Raw genomic sequence first — 16,136 nt, 5'->3', positions numbered from 1 at the left:
ACATGCGGCGGCGCTGCGCGTTGCTTGCGTTGGTGCAATGGCGTGGGCCTGCGACTTCCACCATATTTGAAGCAACGCAGGCGACGGCCCCGAAAGGAGCCCGTCGCCCTGCAAGGAGCTTCACCATGACCGCCGCCCTCTCCCTTTCCCCTGAAACCGTGCCCCCTGAAACCGCGCCCCACGGCCTCGCCCTCGGTGCCGTGACCCTGTCGAGCCGCGACCCTGAGCGCCTCATCCCCTTCTATCGCGATGGCGTGGGCCTTGATGTGCTCTCCACCGGCGAGACCACGGTGCTCGGCGCCGGCGGCCGCCCGCTGGTGGAGATCGCGCGCCGGCCGGATGCGGCCCGCGCCGCGGTCCGCGCTCCCGGCCTGTTCCACATGGCCATCCGCGTGCCCGATCGCGCGAGCCTTGCTGCGCGGCTGCTCGCCCTCCACCACATGGGCCTAAGGATGGGTGCTTCCGACCATCTGGTGAGCGAGGCGCTTTACGTGGACGACCCGGACGGCAACGGCATCGAGATCTATCGCGACCGCCCCGCCGACGAATGGCCGCGCTCCGCCGACGGCACCATCGCCATGGCGACATTGCCCCTCGACCTGAACGATCTGGCCCGCGAGGCGCCGCCCGCCGCGCAACCCGCGCCGGCGGGCACGGATATGGGCCACGTGCACCTGAAGGTGTCCGACCTCGATGCGGCGCGGCGCTTCTGGGTGGATACGGTGGGCCTCACCATCATGGCGCGCTATCCCGGCGCCCTGTTCGTCAGCGCGGACGGCTACCACCACCATCTCGGCCTCAACACCTGGCAGTCCTCGGGCGCGCCCGCGCCGGCGGCCGGCACGGCGGGGCTGGATCATTTCACCGTGCGGCTGCCGCTGGCCTCCATCGAAGCCCTCGGCCAACGTCTTGCCGCAGCGGGTGTCGCATTCGCGGCGCTTGAGGGCGGCGGCCTCACGGTGCGCGATCCCTCCGGCAACACGGCGGTGTTCCGCCCGGCCTGAGGCGCGGGCCGGCGCGGGCGCGATCCATCACGCCCGCTGATGGGTGCGTGCGACAAAATCGATTTCCCCCGCGCGTCGGATGACGCTACAGCGGTCGCCTGCCGAGCCCGCTCCCACCGGAGTTGGCTCCAAGCCCGCGCCGAAGGCGTGGATCGGATCATGCGGGAGGAAAGATGTCGGTGAGGCCCTCGCGCTCGTCCGGATTTGCCCTGTATGACGCGCCCTACCTGCTGCTCACCGTCACGGCGCTGCTGTGGGCCATCAACATCGTGCTCGGGCGCGTCGTCGCCGGCCACGTGCCGCCGGTGACGCTCGCCTTCGTGCGCTGGACCGGGGCGACGCTTATCCTTTTGCCCTTCGCCCTCGGGCAGGTGCGGCGCGACCTGCCGCTCATCCGCCGCCATTTCTGGCTGCTGGTGCTGCTCGCGGCCACCGGCATCGCCTGCTACAACGCCATGAGCTATTATGGCTTGCAATACACCCAGGCCCTCAATGGCCTCTTGGTGCAGTCCACCGCGCCGCTGCTGGTGGCCCTGTGGACCTTCTTCATCTTCCGCGAGCGGCTGAGCCTTGGCCAGTTGGCCGGCATCGTCACCTCGCTCGTCGGCGTGCTGGTGATCATCAGCCACGGCAGCCTCGATACCTTCCTGCATCTGAAGCCCAACATCGGCGACGTGTGGATCATCTGCGCGCTGGTCATCTATGCCTTCTATGCCGCCATCCTGCGCAAGCGGCCGGCGCTGGGGCCGCTCTCCTTCCTGGTCGCGATCATGGCGCTGGGCTCGGTGCTGCTGGCGCCGTTCGCGCTGTGGGAAGCGGCGCAGGGGCGCATCCTGCAGTTCGACCACATGACGCTGGGGGTGCTGGCCTATGTGATGGTGGGGCCGTCCATCGTCGCCTACCTGTTCTTCAACCGGGGGGTGGAACTGGTGGGGGCCAACGCCGCCGCGCCGTTCCTGCATCTCATGCCGGTGTTCGGCACCGCGCTTGCCATCGTCTTCCTGGGCGAGACCATGGCCTGGTACCATATGGCGGGCTATGCGCTGGTCATCACCGGCATCGCCCTGGCGACGCTGGCCGCGCGGGCCAAGGGCCGGCCGCCAGCCTGAAGGCCGTCCCGTCACGCCTGCGTGAAACCGATAAATTTGATATTAAGAGGTTACATCCCCTCTGCTAGGAGCGGTCCTGCCGGATGACCCGGCAGGAGGTGATGAGCATGAGCAAGGGGATTTCGACCAAGGGTGTTGGCGCGCTGCTGGCGCTGGTGCTGGCGGGGCTGGCCGCGCCGGCGGCGGCGCAGGTGCGCGGTTCCGGCTGGGAGCTGCCGCTGACGCTCGCCAACGAGGCCGCGCTGGAGGCGGTGCGCGCCTGCTCCGAGAAGGGCTGGCCGGTCTCGGTCGCGGTGGTGGACGTGTCCGGCGAGACCCGCGTGCTGGTGAAGGGTGACCATTCCACCACCCACACCCGCACCTCCAGCTTCCGCAAGGCCTATACGATCGCGACCCTTGGGCCGGTGTTCGGCTTCGATACCCTCTCGGCCTTCGTGGAGAAGACCCGCGGCGGGCCCAGCACCCAGGCGCTCGCTTCCCTGCCGGATATCCTGCTTCTGGCCGGCGGCGTCGGCGTGAAGGCGAAGGGGGAGATCGTGGCCGCCATCGGCGTGGGCGGGGCGCCGGGCGGAGAGAAGGACGAGGCCTGCGCCGCCGCCGGCCTTGCCAGGATCGCCGACCGCCTGCCGCATTGAAGCAAGAGCGGGCGGGCCCGGTTTTCGACCAGCGCCGAACGCATCACGCACACAAGAAAACGGCCGCCCGAGGGGCGGCCGTTGCGGGTTGTTCAGAACACCAGCGCCTCAGAACACAAGTGCCCTGGCCGCCTTCACCTGCGGCAGAGCCTGCACCTTGCCGAGCACGTCGGCCGGCACCGTGCCGTCCACCGCCACCAGCGCGATGGCGTCGCCGCCCAGATGGTCGCGGCCCAGGGCGAAGGTGGCGATGTTCAGCCCCGCATCGCCGAGCAGGCCGGCGAAGCGGCCGATGAAGCCGGGCTTGTCCTCGTTGGTGACGTAGATCATGGAGGGCGCGAACTCGGCGTCCACATTGATGCCCTTGATGTTCACGATGCGCGGGCGGCCATCCGCGAACACGGTGCCGGATATGGCGCGCTCATACGTGTCCGTCACCACCGTGATGCTGATGAGGCTGTCATAGTCGCCGGTGGCGGCGCGGGTGGTCTCCTCGATGACGATGCCGCGCTCCTTGGCGACGGTGGGGGCGGACACGACGTTGACCTCTGAGAGCATCGGGCGCAGCAGCCCTGCCACCGCGGCCGAGGTCAGCGCCTTCACCTTCTGGTCCGCCACGGCGCCTTCGTAGACGATGTGCACGGTCTTGATGTCGGTGTCGGTGAGTTGGCCGGCGAACGAGCCGAGCTTTTCCGCCAGTTCGATGAAAGGCTTCAGCTTCGGCGCCTCCTCGGCGGTGATGGAGGGGAAGTTCACCGCGTTGGAGATGGCGCCGGTGAGGAGATAGTCGCTCATCTGCTCGGCGACCTGGAGGGCGACATTCTCCTGCGCCTCGTTGGTGGCGGCGCCGAGGTGCGGCGTGCACACCACGTTGGGATGGCCGAACAGGGGATTCTGCTCCGCCGGTTCCACCGCGAACACGTCGAAGGCGGCGCCGGCCACATGCTTGCTGTCGAGCGCGGCGCGCAGGGCGGCTTCGTCCACGAGGCCCCCGCGGGCGCAGTTGATGATGCGCACGCCCTTCTTGGTCTTGGCGATGTTCTGCGCCGAGAGGATGTTCTTGGTCTTCTCGGTCAAAGGGGTGTGCAGGGTGATGAAATCAGCGCGGGCGAGCAGGTCGTCCAGCTCCACCTTCTCCACGCCGAGATCCAGCGCCCGCTCCACCGAGAGGAAGGGATCGAAGGCGATCACCTTCATCTTCAGGCCCACGCCGCGCTCGGCGACGATGGAGCCGATGTTGCCGCAGCCGATGATGCCCAGCGTCTTGGCGGTGACCTCGACGCCCATGAAGCGGTTCTTCTCCCACTTGCCGGCCTGGGTCGAGGCATCCGCCGCTGGGATCTCGCGGGCCAGCGCGAACATCATGGCGATGGCGTGCTCGGCGGTGGTGATGGAATTGCCGAACGGCGTGTTCATCACGATCACGCCCTTGGCGGTGGCCGCCGGCAGGTCCACGTTGTCCACGCCGATGCCGGCGCGGCCGATGACCTTCAGGCGGTCGGCCTTCTGCAGGATCTTCGGGGTGACCTTGGTGGCCGAGCGGATGGCGAGGCCGTCATAATTGCCGATGATCTCGGCCAGCCTGTCCTTGTCCTTGCCGAGGTCGGGCTGGAAATCCACCTCGATGCCGCGATCCTTGAAGATCTGGACGGCGGCCGGCGACAGCTTGTCGGAAATGAGAACGCGGGGTGCCATGGTGGGCTCCGGAAATTGCGCGGATAAGCCGTGCCGCTCTTGCTGCCGTCATGGCCGGGCTTGACCCGGCCATCCACGCGGGGAGGCCGGGAGCAGCTTTCGGCCGCGTGCACGGGCGGCTCGGCGTGGATGCCCGGGTCGAGCCCGGGCATGACGATCGCTATGGGGGAGGGCCACTCCCGCGGCTCTTGCCGATGAAAGCCCTCTCCCGCTTGCGGGGGAGGGTTGGGAGGGGGAAGGCGGGCGTGCTGCGGAAGGCGCTTCAGGATAGGAGAGGGCGGAAGGCCCCCACCCCAGCCCTCCCCCGCCCGAAGCCGGGTGTTTCCGGCTTCGGCTGCTGGGAACCAAACTCGGCAACAGCCGAGTTTGGGCGGGAGAGGGGGCAGGGCGGTTCAGTCACCCCGCCCGACCTCATGCAGCCTTGGGCAGCGCGGCCTTGGCTTCGGTGAAGGCCCAGTCGAGCCAGTGGGTCAGGGCTTCCACGTCGGCCCGTTCCACGGTGGCGCCGCACCAGATGCGCAGGCCGGGAGGGGCGTCGCGATAGGCGCCGATGTCGTAGGCGATGCCGCCCTTCTCGAGGCCGGAGGCGATGGCCTTGGCGAAGGCCGCCTGCGCCTCGGCGGGCAGCGACGTCACGTCGGAATCCACCACCTTCAGGCACACCGAAGTGTTGGAGCGCGTCACCGGGTCGGTGGCCAGGAAGTCCACCCACGGCGTGCGGTGCACCCACTGGGCGATGGCCTCGAAGTTGCGGTTGGAGCGCTCCTGCAGGGCTTCAAGCCCACCCACGTTCTTCGCCCACTTCAGCGCGTCGAGATAGTCTTCCACGCACAGCATGGAGGGGGTGTTGATGGTCTCGCCCTCGAAGATGCCTTCGATGAGCTTGCCGCCCTTGGTCATGCGGAAGATCTTGGGCAGCGGCCACGCCGGCTTGTAGGTCTCGAGCCGCTCCACCGCGCGTGGGGAGAGGATGAGGATGCCGTGCGCGCCCTCGCCGCCGAGCACCTTCTGCCAGGAGAAGGTGACCACATCGAGCTTGGCGAAATCCAGCTTCTGCGCGAAGGCCGCCGAGGTGGCGTCGCAGATGGTGAGGCCGGTGCGGTCGGCCGGGATCCACTCCGCGTCCGGCACCATGACGCCGGAGGTGGTGCCGTTCCAGGTGAAGACCACGTCGTGGGAGAAATCCACCTGCGCGAGGTCCGGCAGCGCGCCATAGGGGGCGGTCAGCGCGCGGGCGTCGGTCAGCTTGAGCTGCTTGACCACATCGGTCACCCAGCCTTCGCCGAAGCTTTCCCAGGCCAGCATGTCCACCGGGCGGGCGCCCAGCATGGACCACAGCACCATTTCCACGGCGCCGGTATCGGAGGCGGGGACGATGCCGATCCGGTAGTCGGCCGGCACGTCCAGCACGTCGCGGGTGAGGTCGATGGCCTCTTTCAGCTTGGCCTTGCCCACCTTGGCGCGGTGCGAGCGGCCCAGCGGCGCATCCGAGAGGCCTTCCAGCGTCCAGCCGGGACGCTTGGCGCAGGGGCCGGACGAAAAGTTCGGGTTCTCCGGACGGGTGGCCGGAGCAGGATTCGTCGTCATTTAGTCCATCCTTACAGATGGGCGCCTCCCGTTGGGGGGAGGTGTCCCGCGGATGGGGTTACGCCCGAGGGGGCGGGGGCGTCAAGGGGTGATGCCGAAGGCCTGAGCGTGGTGCTCAAGGTGCGGGCAACCGGGAAGCGGGCGGGAAAGGCGCGGCCTCACCCATTCCCGTCGAAGTGCGCGTCGTAGCCGATCAGCTCATCCCGCATCATCTTCAGTACGGGGAAGCCATATCCCGAGCCGGGTTCGCCCGAGCGCAGCCGGCCTTCTTTGTGAGCGTCGCTCATGTAGAGGTGACAACCGACTGCAAGCAGGGTGAGATAGAGCGCCTGTACGGCATCGATGCCGTAGAGGGTTTCGCCCCGGACCTCGTCCGGCCAGTGAATCTCGGCGCGGCAACTCCAGCATTCCTCGTCTTCCACCGGCGCGAAGATGCGGATGGGGACCCCCACCTCGGTGCCGCCCACAAAGAGCATCAGCACCCGTTCCGCAATCATCATGGCATGCTTTCCCACCATTCGCCCCGCCCTCACCCCTACGAAGGCGGCGATGAACACCGCCGTCATCAGCAGCACGATGGTGGGGGCCGGCGCCGAAAAAAAAGGTTGGGTAGGAACACGGCGAATACGTCATAATAAATGAGTCGATTTCAGAATAATTAAAGCCACAAAAGTGCTAATTATCATATAAATAAAACTCATCAACATATATTCCCATTGTAAATCGACCAAATATTCCAAATTTTCGTCACTATTTATTCCAATCTTGATCCAAGCTTTATTTTGATCCGGCTTATAATAGCATATATTTGATAGAAAAATAAACGTATGTCGATGGGTCCAGTGCTCTACTCTCTGTTTTGCCCGTCCAACAAACGTTCTGCCTGTCAAGAGCCAGACAAGTAGCGGAACGGAAGTCATTAGAAATTCGCCCACGGTGAAAGGCATTTTTCAAGCCGGGTTTTGAGCGGTTTCGTCACGCGTGACGATCGACCAGTTATAACGGGCTTTGCAATCGATTCAAAATTTGGACGTTGTTGCAAGAAATGTGACGTTGCGTCACTTTTCTTCAGCCCACCGCTTCCACCCGCCCCGCCTTCACCCGCACCCTTACGAAGGCAGCGATGAACACCGCCGTCATCAGCAGCACGATGGTGGGCGCCTGCGCGCTGTCGAGAAAGAAGGAGAGGTAGACGCCGCAGAGCGCGCAGCCCACCGCCACCAGCACCGCGACCACCAGCATCCAGCCGAAGCGGCGCGTCACCAAAAACGCGATGGCCCCCGGCGCGATCAAAAGCGATACGGCGAGGATGATGCCCACCGCTTTGAGCGCTGCCACGATGGTCAGCGACAGCATCACCAAGAGCCCGTAGTGCAGCAGCCCGACGCGCAGGCCCACCGCGCGCGCCTGCGCCGGATCGAACGCGTTCAGCAGCAGGTCGCGCCATTTGGCCAGCAGCGCCGAAGTCACGAGGCCGCAGATGATGGCGCTTTCGGCGATGTCGCCCCAGGTCACGCCCAGCATGTCGCCGAACAATATGTGGTCGAGGTGCACGTCCGACTGGATCTTGGTGTAGAGCACCAGCCCTAGCCCGAACATACCGGAGAAGACCACGCCCATCACCGTGTCTTCCTTGATGCGGCTGTTGGCCTTGAGATACCCGGTGCCGAGCGCGCACACCATGCCGGCCACGAAGGCGCCCACTGCCAAAGGCAGGCCGGCCATATAGGCCAGCACCACGCCGGGCAGCACGGCGTGGGAGACGGCGTCCCCCATCAGCGACCAGCCTTTCAGCACCAGGAAGCAGGAGAGCAGCGCCATGGGCACCGCCACCAGCGCCGAGATCACCAGCGCGCTTTGCATGAAATCGAACTGGAAGGGGGCAAGCAGGGTGTCCATCACAGCCCGCCTTCCCTCAGCGCCAGCGCCGCCTGCCGCCGCGCCGCCAAAAGCCCGTGCTTGGGGGCGAAGACGAAGGCGGTGAGGAAGATGAGGGTCTGGAGCACCACGATGATGCCGCCCGTGGCCCCGTCCACGAAATAGGAGAGATAGGCGCCGACGAAGCTCGTGCCCGCGCCGATCAGCACCGACAGGGCAATAAGACGGGGGAAGCGGTCGGTGAGCAGATAGGCGGTGGCTCCCGGAGTCACCACCATGGCGATGACGAGGAAGGCCCCCACCGTCTGCAGCGCCGCCACCGTGCAGGCCGACAGAAGCGTGAAGAACATGATCTTCAGGAAGGTGGGGTTGAGGCCGATGGAGCGGGCGTGGCTCTCGTCGAAGAAGGTCACCATCAGGTCCTTCCAGAACACCAGCAAGAGCCCCAGCGAGACAAAGCCGATGAGCGCCAGTTGAAGCGTGTCGGTCGGCGAGATGGCGAGGATGTTGCCGAGCACGATGGTCTGCACATTCACCGAGGTGGGCGACAGCGACACCATGAACAGGCCGAGGCCGAAGAAGGACGTGAAGATGAGGCCGATGACGGCGTCTTCCTTCAGCTTGGTGCGCTCCTGCAGGAACAGCATGGCCCCGGCCGCCAGCGCGCCGGAGAAGAAGGCGCCGAGCGAGAACGGCAGGCCCAGCATGTAGGCCCCCGCCACCCCCGGCACGATGGCATGGGACAGCGCATCGCCGATGAGCGACCAGCCCTTCAGCATGAGGAAGGCGGAGAGAAACGCGCACACCGCCCCCACCAGTGCGCTCACCCACATGGCGTTGACCATGTAGGAATAGCCGAACGGCTCGAGGAGGAGGGACATCACCCGATCCCCTCCGAGGAGCCGGCGGTGCCGCTGGCGGCGGGGCGGTCCTTGTAGAGCACCAGGGGGCGCTCGTCGTCGGTCAGCACGCCCAGCGTGCCGGCGGCGGTGGAGTGGCTTTCGTCCAGCACGAAATGGCGCAGCACGCCGCCGAAGGCCTTTTCCAGATTGACCTGGGTGAAGATCTCGGAGGTCAGCCCATAGGCCAGCACCGTGCCCTTGATGAGCACCGTGCGGTCGCAGAATTCCGGCACCGAGCCGAGATTGTGGGTGGAGACCAGCATCACCCGCCCCTCGTCGCGCAGGGCTTTCAGCAGGGCGATGATGGCGTCCTCGGTCTTCACGTCCACGCCGGTGAAGGGCTCGTCGAGCAGGATCACGCGGGCGTCCTGCGCCAGCGCACGGGCGAGGAACACGCGCTTCCTCTGCCCGCCGGAAAGCTCGCCGATCTGGCGGGTGCGGAACTCCAGCATGTTGACGCGGGAAAGCGCTGCCGTCACCGCCTCGTGGTCGGCGCGGCGGGGCATGCGCAGGAAATTCATGTGGCCGTAGCGGCCCATCATCACCACGTCTTCCACCAGCACGGGGAAGGTCCAGTCCACCTCCTCGGCCTGGGGCACATAGGCCACCACGTTGCGCTTCAAGGCTTCGCGCACGCTCATGCCGAGGATGCTCACGGACCCCTTCGACGCCGAGAGGAAGCCCATGATGGTCTTGAACAGGGTGGACTTGCCCGAGCCGTTCACCCCCACCAGGGCGGTGATGGTGCCGGTGGGGATCTCGAAGCTCGCGTCGCGCAGGGCGGTGTGGCCGTTGCGATAGGTGACGGTGACGTGGGCGACGCGCAGGCCGGCGCCGGCGGCGTCCACATGCGACAGGGCGGGATCAAGGGGCGCGTTCATCGCGGGGCGCCTCCGGTGAGGCCATCGGCGATGGTGGTGGAGGTGACGCGCAGGAGGTCGAGATAGGTGGGCACCGGGCCTGCGGCGTCGCTGAGCGAATCCACATAGAGCACGCCGCCGTAGCGGGCGCCGGTCTCCCGTGCCACCTGCCGCGCCGGCTCGGCGGAGATGGTGCTCTCGGAGAAGATGGCGGGGATCTTGTCCGCCCGCATGCGGTCCACCACGCGGCGCACCTGCTGGGGCGTGCCCTGCTGGTCGGCGTTGATGGGCCACAGGTAAAGCGGCTTCAGGCCGAAATCCCGCGCCAGATAGCTGAAGGCGCCCTCGCTGGTGACCAGCCAGCGCTGGTCCGGCGGCACCTTCTCCAGCTCGGCGCGGATGGGGGCGATGGTGGCGGTGATCTTGGCCTTGTAGGCCTCGGCGTTGGCCTTGTAGGTGGCGGCATTGGCCGGATCGTATTTCACCAGCGCGTCGCGGATGTTGTCCACGTAGATGATGGCGGCGGCGGGCGACATCCAGGCATGGGGATTGGGCTTGCCGCTGTAGGGGCCCTCGGTGATGCCCATGGGCTCGACGCCGTCGGAGATCACCACGCTCGGCACGCCCTTCAGGCGGCTGAAGAACTTCTCGAACCACAGTTCCAGGTTCAGGCCGTTCCACAGGATGAGGTTGGCGCCCTGGGCCTTGATGAGGTCGCCCGGCGTGGGCTGGTAATTGTGGATCTCGGCGCCGGGCTTGGTGATGCTGTCCACCTGCGCCGCATCACCGGCCACGGTCTTCGCCATGTCGGCGATGATGGTGAAGGTGGTGACCACCTTCAGCTTGTCCGCGGCCCGGGCCGGGCCTGCGGACGACAATGCCGCCACCAGGCAAGCGAGAAGCACGGCGCCGGCCGGCGAAAATGCGCGGCCCAAGGGACGGGCCAACAAGCGGGCCGGGAACCCGGCGAAGCGACGAACCAAAGAATGAGCCGAAGAACCGGCCACCAAACCATCAGGGCAGCGCATGAAGCAGCGCTCCAATCCAATCATCGCATCAATTTGCGATCCATTTGCAAAAATAGGCCCACCAAACTGCAATTGCAACTTATTCGCATTTAAGTCGGCCTAGCCTTTGTCGTTTTGCTCCGCTGCAGCGCTCTCCGCAAGGGCGGGGACCGGGTTGGTGGCGGATTCAGGCGCCGAAAGGGGCGGCTGCGTTGCCGCAGGGGCCACGCTTGGGGTCGGCACGGTGGCGGGGGAGGGCGTCACCGCGCTCACCCGGACCTCGGCCACGGGCGCGTCCGGGGAGGTCGTCGCAGCCTCGGAGCCGGGAGCAACGATCCCCGCGGCTTCGACGGCGGCGGCAAGGTCGGCGTCGCTGCGGTCCAGCACATGGGCGAGCATGCCGCGCGCCACCTCGCGCTCGCCCATGATGATGAAATTGGCGCCGCCCTGGCGCAGATGCTCCACCTCCGCGTCCGAATGGGCGCGGGCGATGATCTCGATGCCGGGGTTCATCTGGCGGGCCTTGCGCAGCACGCCGCTGGCCTCGAAGCCGTCGGGAATGGCGAGGATGAGCCGGGTCGCCCCCGCCACGTTGGCGGCGGTGATGGCGGCGGGAGAGGCGGCGTTGGCGTCGATCACCTCGATCTCGCTGCGCCGCAGCTCCTCCACCCGGTCGTCCTGGTCCTCCACCACGAGGAAGGGCAGGCCGGCGGCCTTCAGCCCGTCCGCCACCAGATGACCCACCCGGCCGTAGCCCACCAGCACCGTGTGCGCCTGCTGGGTGGTGCGGGGCAGGGCGGCCGCCGGCGCCGGCGCCTTTGCCGCCGGGCTCGGAGTTTCGGCCGCCTTGGCGGCCTGGGCCGTCACCGCCTTCGCCCGGTAGCGGTCCAGCGCCAGGAAGAAGAAGGGGTTGATGAGAATGGAGATGATCGCCGCCGCGAGGATGAGGTCGCGCCCTTCCTCCGGCAGCAACTGGAGGTCCACGCCCAGCGCCACCAGGATGAAGGAGAATTCGCCGATCTGCGCCAGCGAGGCGGAGATGGTGAGCGCCGTGATGTTGCCGTAGCCGAACGCCCGCACCAGCAGGAAGGCGGCCAGCGACTTGCCGAACAGCACGATCAGCACGGTGATGATGAGCGGGATCGGGCTCTTGATGACGATGGACGGGTCCACCAGCATGCCCACGGAGACGAAGAACAGCACGGCGAAGGCGTCGCGCAGGGGCAGCGTCTCTTCCGCCGCACGGTGGGACAGGGGCGATTCGCTGAGCACCATGCCGGCGAAGAAGGCGCCGAGCGCGAACGACACCCCGAACAGCTTGGCCGAGCCGAAGGCGACGCCCAGCGCGATGGCCAGCACCGCAAGGCGGAACAGTTCGCGCGAGCCGATATGGGCCACCCAGTGCATGATGCCGGGAATGACGCGCCGGCCCACCACCAGCATCAGCACCACGAAGCCGGCGACCTTGGCCAGCGTGATGGCGAGCGTCACCCACACATCCTCCCCGCCCAGCCAGGCGGCGGTGGAGGTGGTCACCACGCGGCCGCCGAGGGCGCCGGAGAGGGCGGGCAGCAGCACCAGCGCCAGCACCATGGCGAGGTCTTCCACGATGAGCCAGCCCACCGCGATGCGGCCCTGCTCGCTCTCCACCAGCCGGCGCTCCTGAAGCGCCCGCAGCAGCACCACGGTGCTCGCCACCGAGAGGGCGAGGCCGAACACGATGCCGGCGCCCAGCCCCCAGCCGAGGGCATAGGTGAGGCCGAGGCCCATGAGGGTGGCGACGCCGATCTGCAGCACCGCGCCGGGAATGGCGATGGCCTTCACCGACAACAGGTCGCTCAGGGAGAAATGCAGGCCGACGCCGAACATCAGCAGGATGACGCCGATCTCGGCCAGTTCCAGCGCCATGCTCTGGTCGGCGACGAAGCCGGGGGTGAAGGGCCCCACCATGACGCCGGCGAGGAGATAGCCCACCAGCGGCGACAGCTTGAAGCGCTGGGCGATGGCACCGAAGACGAAGGCGAGGACGAAGGCCCCGACGAGTGTCGCAATGAGCGGCGTTTCGTGGGGCAAGGGTCGTCCTCCGTCAGGCAAAGGGGGCGTCTCGCGCCGGATGCGCGCGGGAGCCCGGATTTGGGATGAGGGCAGTTCAGGCGAATGCCCCTGCCAGCCGACGCAGTATCCCGCAGGAACGCGGCACTGTCATGGCACAGATGCCGATGGGGGAGGTTTTTCCGTTTTCGGGGGGCGGGTGATCGTGCCCCGGCCGGCTGCAGCGGAGCGTCAGAGCAGTGGAAGGAGCGCAGCTTTAACTCCCTCTCCCGCTTGCGGGGGAGGGTTGGGGAGGGGGAAAGCGGCTGGGTGACATGGCCCGACGGGGCGGCAGGGCGGAGAGGGCCTGCCCCCACCCTGTCCTTACCGAAAGGTCCTTACCGCAAGCGGGAGAGGGGCTGGGCCGCTTCTCGCTATCGTCGCCCTCCGGCTTGACCGGAGGGTCCATCTCGCCGCTTGTCCCGCCCCCGCCGTTTTGTCCCTGAGAGCGTCTTCCCGTCGGGGCCATGGGCCGTCCGGTCAAGCCGGACGGCGACGGTGGTCGGGGGACATCGTCCCAGTGCGGCTTCCAGACTGGAGGAGATCGCGCCCGCCCGCCTCACACGGCGGCGAGGATGCGCTCGTGCAGCCGGGCGGCGTCGGCCCCCGTGCGCCCGCCGCGGGGCAGATCCACCGGCACGTCGAGGGCGATCTCGCCCTGCCGCAGCACCACCACCCGGTCGGCCAGCGACACCGCCTCGGCCACGTCGTGGGTGATGAGCACCACGGTGAAGCCGTGCTCTTTCCAGATGCGCTCGGTGAGGCGATGCATCTCCACCCGGGTCAGGGCGTCGAGCGCGCCGAACGGCTCGTCCAGCAGCAGCACGCCGGGGCGCGACACCAGGGCGCGGGCCAGCGCCACCCGCTGCTTCTGCCCGCCGGAGAGCACATAGGGCCATTCCCGACCGCGATCGGCGAGGCCCACGTCCTTGAGGGCCGCATGGGCCTTCTCGCGCCAGCCGGGGCCGCGGGCGATGCCCACATTGCCGATCACCCGCTGCCACGGCGCGAGACGGGCGTCCTGGAACAGCAGGCGCACCTGCGGCATCAGGCCGGTGACGGGCGCTTCGCCGATGCTCACCTCGCCGGAACTCGCGGTGTCGAGCCCGCAGATGAGGCGCATGAGGGTGGTCTTGCCCCCGCCCGAGCGGCCCACAACGGCGAGGAACTGGCCGGCGGGCACGTCGAGGTCGAGCCGGCGCAGCACGGTGCGGGCGCCGAAGCTCTTCACCACATTCTTCAGGCGGATGCGCTCGCCCTGCCAGCGCTCGGCGGTGGCGGTTTCCGGAAAGCGCGGGGTGCGGAAGGTCTCGCGAATCTCCAAAACGCGGCTGTCGGGTTCGCGGCTGTCCCGGTCACGCAGGGCTGCGGAGATTTCGGCGTCGCTGGCGGCAAAGATTTCCATCACGCCACTCCCTTGCCGCCGGGCTGGTAGGCCGGGTTCCACGCCAGCGCGCGCTGCTCGATGGCTCGCGTCAGGCTGTCGGCGAGCTTGCCGAGGAGGGCATAGGCGAGCACGCCCAGCACCACCACGTCGGTCTGGAGGAATTCGCGGGCGTTCATGGTCATGTAGCCGATGCCCTCGGTGGAGGAGATGGTCTCGGCCACGATCAGCGTCAGCCACATGATGCCCAGCGCATAGCGCAGGCCCACCAGAACCGAGGGCAGCGCCCCCGGCAGCACGATGCGGGTGAACAGGGCGGCGGGGGAGAGCCCGTAGACCCGCGCCATCTCGATCAGGCCGGAATCCACGTTGCGAATGCCATGGTAGGTGTTGAGATAGATGGGGAAGGCCACCCCCACCGCCACCAGGAAGATCTTGGCCTCCTCGCCGATGCCGAACCACAGGATCACGAGGGGGATGATGGCGAGGTGCGGCACGTTGCGCAGCATCTGCAGGGTGGAGTCGAGCGCGGTTTCCGCCGGCCGCCACACCCCGTTGAGCACGCCGAGGGCGAAGCCGATGCCTCCGCCGATGGCAAGGCCCGTGAGCGCCCGGCCGGTGGAGACGGAGATGTTGGCGATGAGCGAGCCGTCCTTCAGCGTGCGCCAGAAGGCGATGGCCACGTCCCCCGGTGCCGGCAGCACGCGGGAAGAGAGGAAGCCGAGGCTCGCGGCCGCCTGCCACAAGGCGAGGATGGCCAGCGGCAGCGCCCAGGGGGCGAGCGACTTCGCCAGTGATCTGCCGAGCGCCCGCCCGGTGCTTGCCAGCCGCGACCGGCCGACGGTGCCGGCCGTATCGTGACGCTCCGCCTGCGCCCCGGCGACGGCCGGGACGCTACTGCCCGGCACGGTGCCGGCAGCCGCGCCTTGCGTGAAGGCGATGGCTTCGGTGGGGCCGGACAGGCTCATGGCGGATCTCCTCGGAACGTCAGCGCTCAGGATTTGGGCGCGCGCAGGGCGTCGGCGATGCGGATGGGCTTGGGGATGAGGCCCAGGGCGAAGAAGGCGTCCGCCACCTTCTGCTGCTCCGCCGCCACCTGGGGCGTCAGCGGCTTCACGTCATACTGCTGGCGGGCCAGCGCCACCTCGAGGATGGGCGCGGGAATGCCGATGAGGGGCGAGAAGGTCTCGGCCGCCGCCTTGGGGTTGGCCTTGGTCCAGGCGCCGATCTCGGCGACGCCGGCCAGCACCGCGTCCACCACCTGCGGCGCCTGGTCCACGAACGCCTTGGTGGAGAAATAGAACTGGTAGTTGGAAACGATGCCGGTGCCATCCGCCAGCTGCCGGGCCTCGATGGTCTTCTCCGCCGCGGCCTGGAAGGGGTCCCAGATGGCCCAGGCGTCCACCGAGCCGCGCTCGAAGGCGGCGCGGGCGTCGGCCGGGGTGAGGTAGGCGGTCTTGATGTCGGTGTAGGGCACGCCGGCCTTCTCCAGCGCCTTCACCAGCAGGAAGTGGACGTTGGAGCCCTTGTTGAGGGCCACCGTCTTGCCCTTGAGGTCGGCGACGGTCTTCAGCGGGCTGTCTTTGGGCACCAGGATGGCCTCGCCCTGGGGGGCGGCAGGCTCATAGCCCACATAGACCAGCGGCGCGCCGGCGGCCTGGGCGAACACCGGCGGGGCCTCGCCCGTATTGCCGAAGTCGATGGCGCCGGCGTTCAGCGCCTCCAGCAGCTGCGGACCGGCGGGGAACTCGGCCCACTTCACCGTATAGCCGAGTGGCTTCAGCTTCTCTTCCAGCAGGCCCTTGTTCTTGAGCAGGATAAGGGTGCCGTACTTCTGGTAGCCGATGCGCACCACCTTCTCCTGCGCCAGCGCGGGGGCCGACACGAGGCCCGCCAAGCCAGTCGCAAGGCCGGCGGCGAGGAGGAGCGAGGTGCGGCGGGTGACGCGGTGGGTCATGAGGTGATCCTTCGGGAGAAACGCGAG

14 protein-coding genes are annotated in these 16,136 nt (G+C 67.7%); 3 read left to right on the top strand and 11 right to left on the bottom strand.

Annotation, left to right across the window (positions count from 1 at the left end):
* Window positions 1-125 precede the first annotated feature (125 nt).
* From FZ033_RS14800 to FZ033_RS14790, 3 genes are all read left to right on the top strand, one after another.
* Window positions 126-1,004, top strand: a complete 879-nt coding sequence (locus tag FZ033_RS14800; RefSeq protein WP_149576882.1) for a VOC family protein — start codon at window positions 126-128, stop codon at window positions 1,002-1,004.
* 173 nt (window positions 1,005-1,177) lie between these two features.
* Window positions 1,178-2,113: a DMT family transporter gene (locus FZ033_RS14795; RefSeq protein ID WP_149576881.1), complete on the top strand. Its 936-nt coding sequence runs from the start codon at window positions 1,178-1,180 to the stop codon at window positions 2,111-2,113.
* Between the two features lie 107 nt (window positions 2,114-2,220).
* Window positions 2,221-2,748 (top strand): GlcG/HbpS family heme-binding protein, encoded by a 528-nt coding sequence (locus FZ033_RS14790; RefSeq protein ID WP_149576880.1) that lies wholly within the window; start codon window positions 2,221-2,223, stop codon window positions 2,746-2,748.
* Between the two features lie 108 nt (window positions 2,749-2,856).
* Here FZ033_RS14790 and serA read toward each other — a convergent pair whose 3' ends face one another.
* The 11 genes from serA to FZ033_RS14735 form a co-directional block, all read right to left on the bottom strand.
* The gene (gene serA, locus FZ033_RS14785) at window positions 2,857-4,443 is read right to left on the bottom strand and encodes a phosphoglycerate dehydrogenase (RefSeq protein WP_149576879.1); all 1,587 of its coding nucleotides are present in this window, start codon (window positions 4,441-4,443) and stop codon (window positions 2,857-2,859) included.
* A gap of 411 nt (window positions 4,444-4,854) precedes the next feature.
* The gene (locus FZ033_RS14780) at window positions 4,855-6,030 is read right to left on the bottom strand and encodes a phosphoserine transaminase (protein WP_149576878.1); all 1,176 of its coding nucleotides are present in this window, start codon (window positions 6,028-6,030) and stop codon (window positions 4,855-4,857) included.
* Window positions 6,031-6,188: 158 nt separating this feature from the next.
* Window positions 6,189-6,596, bottom strand: coding sequence for a DUF6968 family protein (locus FZ033_RS14775; protein WP_232847499.1), 408 nt, complete (start codon window positions 6,594-6,596; stop codon window positions 6,189-6,191).
* Between the two features lie 502 nt (window positions 6,597-7,098).
* On the bottom strand, window positions 7,099-7,929 hold the full coding sequence (locus FZ033_RS14770; protein WP_149576877.1) for a metal ABC transporter permease: 831 nt from the start codon (window positions 7,927-7,929) through the stop codon (window positions 7,099-7,101).
* Complete coding sequence (locus FZ033_RS14765) at window positions 7,929-8,789, bottom strand: metal ABC transporter permease (protein ID WP_188079499.1); 861 nt, start codon at window positions 8,787-8,789, stop codon at window positions 7,929-7,931. Before FZ033_RS14765 ends, FZ033_RS14770 begins: the two co-directional genes overlap by 1 nt.
* The gene (locus FZ033_RS14760) at window positions 8,789-9,691 is read right to left on the bottom strand and encodes a manganese/iron ABC transporter ATP-binding protein (RefSeq protein WP_149576875.1); all 903 of its coding nucleotides are present in this window, start codon (window positions 9,689-9,691) and stop codon (window positions 8,789-8,791) included. The genes FZ033_RS14765 and FZ033_RS14760 overlap by 1 nt, the downstream gene beginning before the upstream one ends.
* Complete coding sequence (locus FZ033_RS14755) at window positions 9,688-10,698, bottom strand: metal ABC transporter substrate-binding protein (RefSeq protein ID WP_232847488.1); 1,011 nt, start codon at window positions 10,696-10,698, stop codon at window positions 9,688-9,690. The genes FZ033_RS14760 and FZ033_RS14755 overlap by 4 nt, the downstream gene beginning before the upstream one ends.
* Before the next feature lie 99 nt (window positions 10,699-10,797).
* Complete coding sequence (gene ybaL / locus FZ033_RS14750) at window positions 10,798-12,750, bottom strand: YbaL family putative K(+) efflux transporter (protein ID WP_149576873.1); 1,953 nt, start codon at window positions 12,748-12,750, stop codon at window positions 10,798-10,800.
* Between the two features lie 577 nt (window positions 12,751-13,327).
* Entirely contained in the window at window positions 13,328-14,173 is an 846-nt protein-coding gene (locus tag FZ033_RS14745) for an ATP-binding cassette domain-containing protein (RefSeq protein ID WP_149576872.1), read from the bottom strand.
* Entirely contained in the window at window positions 14,173-15,120 is a 948-nt protein-coding gene (ssuC, locus tag FZ033_RS14740) for an aliphatic sulfonate ABC transporter permease SsuC (protein ID WP_232847487.1), read from the bottom strand. The genes FZ033_RS14745 and ssuC overlap by 1 nt, the downstream gene beginning before the upstream one ends.
* 26 nt (window positions 15,121-15,146) lie before the next feature.
* Window positions 15,147-16,109, bottom strand: a complete 963-nt coding sequence (locus FZ033_RS14735) for a sulfonate ABC transporter substrate-binding protein (RefSeq protein WP_149576871.1) — start codon at window positions 16,107-16,109, stop codon at window positions 15,147-15,149.
* Window positions 16,110-16,136: the final 27 nt, after the last annotated feature.

The sequence above is a fragment of the Xanthobacter oligotrophicus genome, assembly GCF_008364685.1.
Classification (GTDB): Bacteria; Pseudomonadota; Alphaproteobacteria; order Rhizobiales; family Xanthobacteraceae; genus Xanthobacter; species Xanthobacter oligotrophicus.
The sequence above is the reverse complement of the archived record's forward strand: the minus strand, read 5'-3'. Positions and strand labels throughout refer to the sequence as shown.